The sequence below is a fragment of the Chryseobacterium sp. genome, assembly GCF_022712095.1.
Taxonomy (GTDB): Bacteria; Bacteroidota; Bacteroidia; order Flavobacteriales; family Weeksellaceae; genus Chryseobacterium.
Map to the genome: position 1 here is coordinate 1 of NZ_JALAHD010000202.1, position 5086 is coordinate 5086.

The 5086-nt window shown below is 32.9% G+C and carries 3 protein-coding genes; all 3 read left to right on the top strand.

Going from position 1 to position 5086, the window contains the following annotated elements; translation table 11 throughout:
• Nucleotides 1–217: 217 nt before the first annotated feature.
• The 3 genes from Q0A18_RS10445 (at nt 218) to Q0A18_RS10455 (ending at nt 5064) form a co-directional block, all read left to right on the top strand.
• Nucleotides 218–1141, top strand: coding sequence for a site-specific integrase (locus Q0A18_RS10445; RefSeq protein ID WP_292010091.1), 924 nt, complete (start codon nt 218–220; stop codon nt 1139–1141).
• Between the two features lie 75 nt (nt 1142–1216).
• Nucleotides 1217–4372 (top strand): HsdR family type I site-specific deoxyribonuclease, encoded by a 3156-nt coding sequence (locus tag Q0A18_RS10450; RefSeq protein ID WP_292010092.1) that lies wholly within the window; start codon nt 1217–1219, stop codon nt 4370–4372.
• Nucleotides 4372–5064: a SprT family zinc-dependent metalloprotease gene (locus Q0A18_RS10455; protein WP_292010093.1), complete on the top strand. Its 693-nt coding sequence runs from the start codon at nt 4372–4374 to the stop codon at nt 5062–5064. Before Q0A18_RS10450 ends, Q0A18_RS10455 begins: the two co-directional genes overlap by 1 nt.
• The last annotated feature ends 22 nt before the right edge of the window (nt 5065–5086 follow it).

The window sequence follows — 5086 nt, forward strand, 5'->3', positions numbered from 1 at the left end:
AATATCTAAGACATTTATAAACTTAATTCCTTTACCATATTGTTCTTTTGAAGCATTAATTCCATTCTTAAACTCCAATAAATCCCCCAACTTCTTCGTTTGCCACTCTCCTTCAAAGCCCGGAAATCTCAAAGGGGGAACATTGACTAATTCATATCCTCAAGGTTTAAAAAACCTTAATTGCTTTCCTTTGAGATTAATTTAAAATTTAAGCAAAATGAATAAAAAACGAATTTCAGAAGTAATCATACTTTGGAAAGCAGACAAGAAGCAGTATGTAAAGAAATCAAGCTTTTCAGCTTATACACTTCTGATTGAAAATCATTTACAACCTGTTTTTGGTGATCAATTTATTGTTGAAGAGACTGATGTACAAAACTTTGTATTCCAGAAATTGGAATCAGGTTTGAGTCATAAGACAATTAAAGATATACTGATTGTGCTGAAGATGATTCTCAAATTTGGTGCAAAACATAAATGGTTGGATTATACCCCTTTTGATATACAGTTTCCTACAGAGCGTGAAAAACATAATATTGAAGTATTAAGCCGGGCAGATCAAAAAAAAATAATGAATTATATACAGGAACATTTTACATTCAGAAACTTAGGTGTATATATCTGCTTGAGTGCAGGTATGCGTATCGGAGAAGTGTGTGCATTAACCTGGGAGGATATAGACACCGATAACGGAGTTATTAGTGTTAATCGTACCATCCAGCGTATTTATGTGATTGAAGAAGGAAATCGTAGAACGGAACTGATTTTAGATACGCCAAAAACCAAAAACTCCATTCGGGAAATTCCAATCAGTAAGGATTTATTGAGGATATTGAAACCATTTAAAAAAATCGTCAATCCATCATTTTTTGTTCTGACAAACGATGCTAAACCTACAGAACCTCGAACATACCGCAGTTACTATAAAAACTTAATGAAAGAACTCAATATGCCGGAACTAAAATTTCATGGTCTAAGGCATAGTTTCGCCACAAGATGTATCGAAAGTAATTGTGATTACAAAACTGTAAGTGTACTTTTAGGACATTCCAACATCAGTACTACTTTAAATCTTTATGTACATCCTAATATGGAACAAAAGAAGAAAGCTATTGAACAAATGTTTAAGGCATTAAGGTAGTTGTGAGGGGATAATTATGAGTTATGATAGTCATTTTTATTACATTTGTAGATATATCGTAACTCATAATCTCTAATGGCATTTACCGAAGATAATATATCACAAATTCCAGCACTCAAACTACTTATTAATTTGGGGTATAATTACTTATCTCAAAGCGAAACCTTAAAATTTCGAGAGAATAGAGAAAGTAATGTGATTTTAACCGATATCCTCCGAGAACGTTTGATGCATATTAATGATATTAAAATCGGAAGCAAGAAGACGAAATTTGAATCGGCAAACATTGAAAAAGCTATTCAAAAGCTTCAGGATATACCACTTTCTGAGGGATTGGTACAAGCTTGTAATCAAATCTACAATTTATTGGTATTTGGCCACGCTTTAGAACAATCTATTGATGGAGACAAAAAAAGTCATACAATTCAATATATTGATTGGGAAAATCCCACTAATAATCATTTTCACATAACGGAAGAATTTTCTGTATTACGTACAGGACGAAAAGACACATATAGACCTGATATTGTTTTATTTGTTAATGGTATTCCATTAGCTGTTATAGAATGTAAAAGTCCAACAATTAAAGAACCAATAAAACAGGCTATTTCACAGCATATTAGGAATCAACAGGAAAATGGCATCCAGAATCTCTATGTGTACAGTCAGGTGTTATTGGCAACCTCATTGTTAGAAACTAAATATGCCACCACTAACACTAAAGAAGAGTTTTGGGCAATCTGGAAAGAAAAGGAAGCTCAGTTTATTGACGGTTTAGACGTATTAGTAAATACTGCTTTATCAAAGCATATAGAAGCAAAGCTTTTCTCAAATCCGGATATTAGAACCCAATCAGACCATATTGCATATCAGGAAAAGTACCAACAATATGTAGCACCTACCCAACAAGATATTTTTATCCAAGGTTTGTTTAGTCCTGAGCGTTTATTAAATATTGTTAAGGATTTTATTTTATTTGAAGCTGGTGTTGTCAAAAAAATAGCCCGTTTTCAGCAGTTCTTTTCAATCAACAAAATCATTGAACGGATTAAACCTGTTCGTAATGGCAAAAGGAAAGGCGGTGTTATCTGGCACACACAAGGGAGTGGAAAATCTTTGACAATGGCAATGTTAGCTCGTAAAATTCAGGATACAATAAATAACCCTCAGATTATTTTAGTAACAGATAGAATTGATTTAGACGGACAAATTACAAAAACATTACAAAAAGTTGAAGTTGATGTAATTAATGCCGCATCTGGTAAACAGCTGGTAAGCTTACTGAAAGGTAATGGTGATTTTGTGATTACTACCATCATCAATAAGTTTGATGCAGCGGTCAAAAGTTTGTCAGATAATCAATTAACCAGTCACAACATTTTTGTGTTGATTGACGAAGCACACCGAACACAGCATGGTATCTTTAATGTGAATATGGAAAAAGTATTGCCTAACGCCTGCTTTATCGTATTTACAGGAACACCTTTGATGAAAAAACAAAAAAACACAGCAAACAAATTTGGAGGAATAATAGATACTTATCCCATATCAGAAGCGGTTGAAGATGGAGCTATCGTGCCTATTTTATACGAAGGAAGATTAGCGGTACAGGATGTAAACCGAAAAGTACTTGATAAAAGTGTGGATATGGTAATGGAAGACCTAGAAGAATATCATCGTGCCGATTTGAAAAAGAAAATGAGCCGGGCAAGGTTGATTACTAAAACGGAACAAAATATTGACCAAATTGCTTTTGACATCAGCAAGCATTTTCAATCAAACTGGGGAAAAGATAAAACAGGAATACATTCAGGCTTCAGGGGTATGGTGGTTTGTCCAGATAAATTAACTGCCGTTAAATATAAGAAAGCATTTGACCTTATTGGGAAAGTGAGAACGGAAGTAGTAATGTCGGCTCCCGATACAAGAGAAAATAATGAAGATATACACAGCTCTGAATCGCCCGAAGTCACTCAATATTATGAGTTGTTAAAGACTAAATACGGTCAGCGGATTGATGAGGACATCATACAGCAATACGAGAAGGGAGAAAACATTGAATTACTGATTGTTATTGATAAGCTTCTTACCGGATTTGATGTACCTCAGACGATTGTGATGTATCTATGCCGTAAGTTGCGGGAACACACATTGCTTCAGGCAATTGCCAGAGTAAATAGAGTTTTTCCGGGCAAGGATTATGGATATATTATTGACTATGCAGGTATAATGGAAGAACTTCAGGAAGCTTTGGAAAATTATTCTGGGGATGATAATTCTTTTGATCCAAAAGATCTAGCAGGCTCTTTAACAGATATCTCACAAGAAATAAATAAATTACCTCTTGCTCATACCGATTTGTTGAATATTTTTAAAACAATCAATAATAAGCAGAATATTGATGAATATATCGTTTTTTTATCCGATCAATATATAAGAGATGATTTCTATAATAAATTTAATGTTTTTGCAAGAATACTAAAAGTAGCATTATCATCTATTGACTTTCATAATCAAACACCGGAGCAAGAAATTAAGCAATATAAAGACGATCTTAAAAAATTTGCAGGTATTCGTGTCGCAGCAAACTCGATTTATCTGGATAAAATCAGTTTTACACAATACGAAAAGCAATTGCAGAAATTGCTCGATCAACACGTTATTACAGAGGAAATCATTCGTTTAGTAGAACCTTTGAATATTTTAGATACAGAAGCCTTTGCTGAGGAAGTTGAAAAATTGATAGGCCCAAGAGCAAAGGCTGAAAAGATTGCAGCTGCAACTTCAAAATATTTATCTATCAATATTGATACTAATCCTGCGTTATTCAAAAAACTATCTGAACTAATCAGCGAAACTATTGCAGAAATGCGTGCCAATCGCCTGTCTGAAATTGAAGCATTAAGAAGGTTGACCGACTATAAAGAACAAGCTGCAAAAGGTTTTTCTGATGATATTCCAGATATTATTAAAGAAAAAAGTAGAAATATTGCTGTTTTTCAACTGCTAAAACAAGAAAGTGATTTAATCGATAAAGAAGTAGAAATCACAAAAATGTTTGATGAAATTGTTTCAAAATTTGAAGTTATAGACTGGCATAAACGCACTGATATTATCAATAAAATCGAATTAGATTTTGGAGATTATTTAATGGATGTATTTGATGTTTCTATGGCTAAAGCAGATGAATTAACAAAAAAATTAATTGATATTGCCATCGCAAACAGATAATGAAAGAAAGCATTCAATACGGAAAACAAGAGATAGAATTTGAATTACAATACTCTAATCGCAAAACAATTGGTATTAAAATATTGCCAGACACTTCTGTCTTTGTAGTAGCTCCATTAGAAATATCGTTGGAAAAAATTAAAGAATTACTTTTAAAAAAAGCCCACTGGATATGCAAACAACAGTCTTATTTCTTGAATTTTGATGCAACGGAAATCTCCTATGAAATAAAGTCCGGGTATTCTATCTTATATTTAGGAAGGCAGTATAAATTAATTGTTGAAAAATCTGACAAAGAAGAGGTTACCGATAAAGGAAATCTGTTTTTAATTACAGTAAAAAATAAGGAAAAAGCAAAAATGCTTTTCGATGAGTGGTTAAAACAAAGAGCTCACAGTAAAATAAGCGAAATAGCAAAACCTATCATTAAAAAATTTTCAGAACGCTTCAAGGCTCCGAATCACATTTATTTTCAGGATATGCCCACCAGATGGGGAAGTTGTACCATTAAAAATAAACTTATCTTCAATCCTAAATTAATTCACACTCCTAAAAGGTGTATCGAATATGTCATTATGCATGAATTGTGTCATACGGTTCATAAACACCATAATAAGGATTTTTTTGATTTACTCACTTTGATGATGCCTGATTGGGAGAAAAGAAAGGAAAAATTAGATTCATTTGCATAATTATAATTCTCTTGTTCTATAA

Excerpts from the sequence above, each read along its gene's own strand:
- Q0A18_RS10450 (WP_292010092.1), top strand. The coding sequence starts at position 1,217 with ATGGCATTTACCGAAGATAATATATCACAAATTCCAGCACTCAAACTA.
- Q0A18_RS10455 (WP_292010093.1), top strand. The coding sequence starts at position 4,372 with ATGAAAGAAAGCATTCAATACGGAAAACAAGAGATAGAATTTGAATTA.
- Q0A18_RS10445 (WP_292010091.1), top strand. The coding sequence starts at position 218 with ATGAATAAAAAACGAATTTCAGAAGTAATCATACTTTGGAAAGCAGAC.